The 3,152-nt window shown below is 55.6% G+C and carries 3 protein-coding genes; all 3 read right to left on the reverse strand.

Annotated elements, in window-relative coordinates:
- The coding region (locus tag AMR42_RS02590) for a ComEC/Rec2 family competence protein (protein ID WP_143472903.1) at nt 1–998 on the reverse strand (998 nt) is incomplete at its 3' end.
- Nucleotides 999–1,187: 189 nt separating this feature from the next.
- Nucleotides 1,188–1,688, reverse strand: coding sequence for a DUF4079 domain-containing protein (locus AMR42_RS02595; RefSeq protein ID WP_099531918.1), 501 nt, complete (start codon nt 1,686–1,688; stop codon nt 1,188–1,190).
- Nucleotides 1,689–1,813: 125 nt separating this feature from the next.
- Nucleotides 1,814–2,707 carry a glycine--tRNA ligase subunit alpha gene (glyQ, locus tag AMR42_RS02600; RefSeq protein WP_199858062.1) on the reverse strand — a complete coding sequence of 298 codons (894 nt, stop codon included), beginning with the start codon at nt 2,705–2,707 and terminating at the stop codon, nt 1,814–1,816.
- Nucleotides 2,708–3,152 lie beyond the last annotated feature (445 nt).

Raw genomic sequence — 3,152 nt, forward strand, 5'->3', positions numbered from 1 at the left:
GCCCGCAGCACGGAGGGACTGGCCCCCGCCAGCCAAACATAACCCCCGAGCAAGATTCCACCCCCGATTGCCACCGCCAAGGGCAAGGGGCGCACCCGAATCAACCCTAAAAAGACCCCCAAAATCACCACAATCTGAAACCCAGATGCAGCCAACACATGGGATAGGCCAGCTCGCACAAAAGTGGTTTGTAGATCTGCGGGCAAGTCCACGGCCAGCCGACCCAAAATCAAGGCTCCCAGAAACGCGCCTTCCGGAAATCCCATCACCTTGACCAGGGATTGCACCAGGCGCTTGCGCACCATTTGCGGATTGAAGGCACTGAGGCTCCACCAAGAATCTGGTTGCACCGCCCCATCAATGGTCTGAACCGTTTGCCCAGAGATCCCTGCAAAACTACCTTCCCGCTGCAAATACCAAGCAAAGTCAAACCCGCCGGGGTTAGTGGGCCGTTGCGGTCGATATAACCGTCCCGTCACTTCCACCATCTGACCCGGCTTCAGCCCCGTTGCTTGGAGCAGAGGAACCGTTGCATAGACTCGACCCGTAACGCTCTGGACCAGATTTTGGGGGGGTGGGTTGATGGCGGGGCCGGTGGCCGTTGGAATTTGCAGCAATTGCGTGGATTGCAACCAAAATCTGGCTTTGCCGGATTGGGTGATTTGATAAGCCGAGTCCACTTGACCCCGAACGGTGGCCAGCTCGATCGCCTGGCCGGCCTGTTCCAAACGGGCGATCGCGCGGCTAATGTCATCCGTGCCCGGCTGTGGCAGTCGCCATTGCAAATACAGCGTGGCCATCAATCCCACACAACCCGCCACCACCCAAAACAAGGGCTTCAAGCTCGGGTCAAGCCAGGGCAACCGCCGGGCGATCGCACTCGATCGCACCCCCGCCATCACCAGCCCCAAGCCCAGCAGCCACAACCCGCCACCCGGCAGTCCCCAGACCAGCAATCCCGCCACAAATGCCAACCCCAAAATTGCCGGCCCCGTCATCGTTGCTTCAGCTCCTCGTTGTGAAATCCTCGTTCTGAAACCAGGAAGCGATTAAAAAGGGCGATCGAGTAGACTCCTGCCACCCGATCGCCCCAATTCATGACTCAGTCAAGTGCCAGTCTGTAACGCGCCAGCACCCTGCGCCCGCGCTCAGACTAGCCATCGAACCCACTCCCGATCGCCAATGGCTTACAGCGACAGGCCCAACCGCAATCCGAAAATTGCATGGAGCACCATGACTCCAAACGCCAACGACCCCAAATACGCATGGGCCGTCCGCAATGCCGGTTGACCGCCCCCAAACTTCGACATGGAAATTGCACCATTAGCACCCAACAACCCCAGCACCAGCGTCCCCGTCCAGAAGTGGGGGCTTTCCAGAATCGGCTTCTGTTGCATGATCAGCGACAACAAACCGCCCGAGTAACCCATCGCCATAAACGTCGTCATCCAAAGAGCCAAGCGTTTATGGCTCGTCAGCATTGTGACCTTTGCATCACTCGGCTCTGTCAGGCGGCCCTTCCAGCCCATCACGACCGCCGCAGTTCCCATCGCAAACATCACAATCCCCATCATCAGTGGGTGGCCCCAATGGGTGACTGGTTCCGGCAAATTCATTCCCCGAAACTGAGCCGCGATCGGCTCCAGAATCTCCGTCAGCCGGTCTGCAACCGTCGAAAGCAAATCCATTCTCCTCGTCCTCTCTCAAAAGCGGCTCATCGAGACCTCATAGCCAGGCCCATCAGTCCTTTCGAGTATAAAGACTTTCGCGATCGCCCCCTTTCCCTAACCCTTGCTCTCTGCTCTTGAAACCTTTAAACCTTCGTCAACACCCCAGCCGTCGATCGGCACAGCGGAAACCCCATCTCCTCTCGCCGCTCCACATAAAGCTTCGCCACCTGCCGCGCCATCCCGCGAATGCGGCCGATATAGCGCGTTCGCTCCATCACCGCAATCACCCCCCGTGCGTCCAACATATTGAACGTGTGCGAGCACTTCAGCACAAAATCCAATGCCGGAATCGCTAAACGCCGCTCAATCAGTTGCAGCGCTTCCTTCTCATACAACCCAAACAGCGCAAACAGCATCTCTGGATCCGACGCTTCGAAATTGTAATGGCACTGCTCAATTTCTCCCTGCATGTGGACATCGCCATAGAGCAGCCGGTCATTCCAACGAATATTCGCGATCGCACTCACCCCTTGGAGATACATCACCAACCGCTCCAAGCCATAGGTAATCTCGATCGACACCGGATCGCAATCCAAGCCACCGCACTGCTGGAAATACGTAAACTGCGTCACCTCCATTCCATCCAGCCAAACCTCCCAACCCACACCCCAAGCGCCAACCGACGCATCCTCCCAGTTATCCTCCACAAACCGCACATCGTGATCCTCCGGGCGAATTCCCAACGCCCGCAGCGAATCTAGATAGATCTCTTGGATATTGTCCGGCGACGGCTTAATCAGCACCTGGTACTGGTAGTAGTGCTGGTAGCGGTTTGGATTCTCCCCATACCGCCCATCCGTCGGTCGTCGGCAAGGCTCCACATAGGCAACCGACCAAGGTTCCGGCCCCAGCGCCCGTAAAAACGTATGGGGGTTTTTCGTGCCCGCCCCCTTCTCTGTGTCATAGGGCTGACCAATCAAACACCCCTGCCCTGCCCAAAACCCATGCAACGTCGCGATCGCATCCTGAAAAAACACTGCCGAATCCTCCTTATCCACTCAGTCATCCATAAAACAGCGCGCCCCGATCGTACCGATTCTGGGGCGCGCCTCGTATCTAAATAAAAAATCGAAGAAAATTTATTCGTTCAAAGCATTGCTGTAAGGGAGTTTGGGGAATTTGGGGTATGTGCGCGAAAAATTTTTTTCAAAAGGAGTTGACAAGTTCGAGAAAGGTTGTTAATTTAATAAAGCGCTGAGGGGGAAGCGAAAGCGAAGCGAACCGGAAACGGCAGCGAGCGAAGCGACCGAGGTGCGGTGAACCTAGACAAAAGAATAAGTTTGAGAGCCATTAAAGCACAAAAGCCTCGTCAGAGCAACTTAAAAAGTCGCAAGACGAGTTCCGGTGAAAACTGGAGCTAAATGAAACTCTTCTTCTCTAGAAAATTCCAAGACTAAGGTTAAGGAATTTTCAAAAACAGAG

Origin of the sequence: Limnothrix sp. PR1529, from assembly GCF_002742025.1 — a bacterium.
Classification (GTDB): Bacteria; Cyanobacteriota; Cyanobacteriia; order CACIAM-69d; family CACIAM-69d; genus CACIAM-69d.

Excerpts from the sequence above, each read along its gene's own strand:
- AMR42_RS02595 (WP_099531918.1), bottom strand. The coding sequence starts at position 1,688 with ATGGATTTGCTTTCGACGGTTGCAGACCGGCTGACGGAGATTCTGGAG.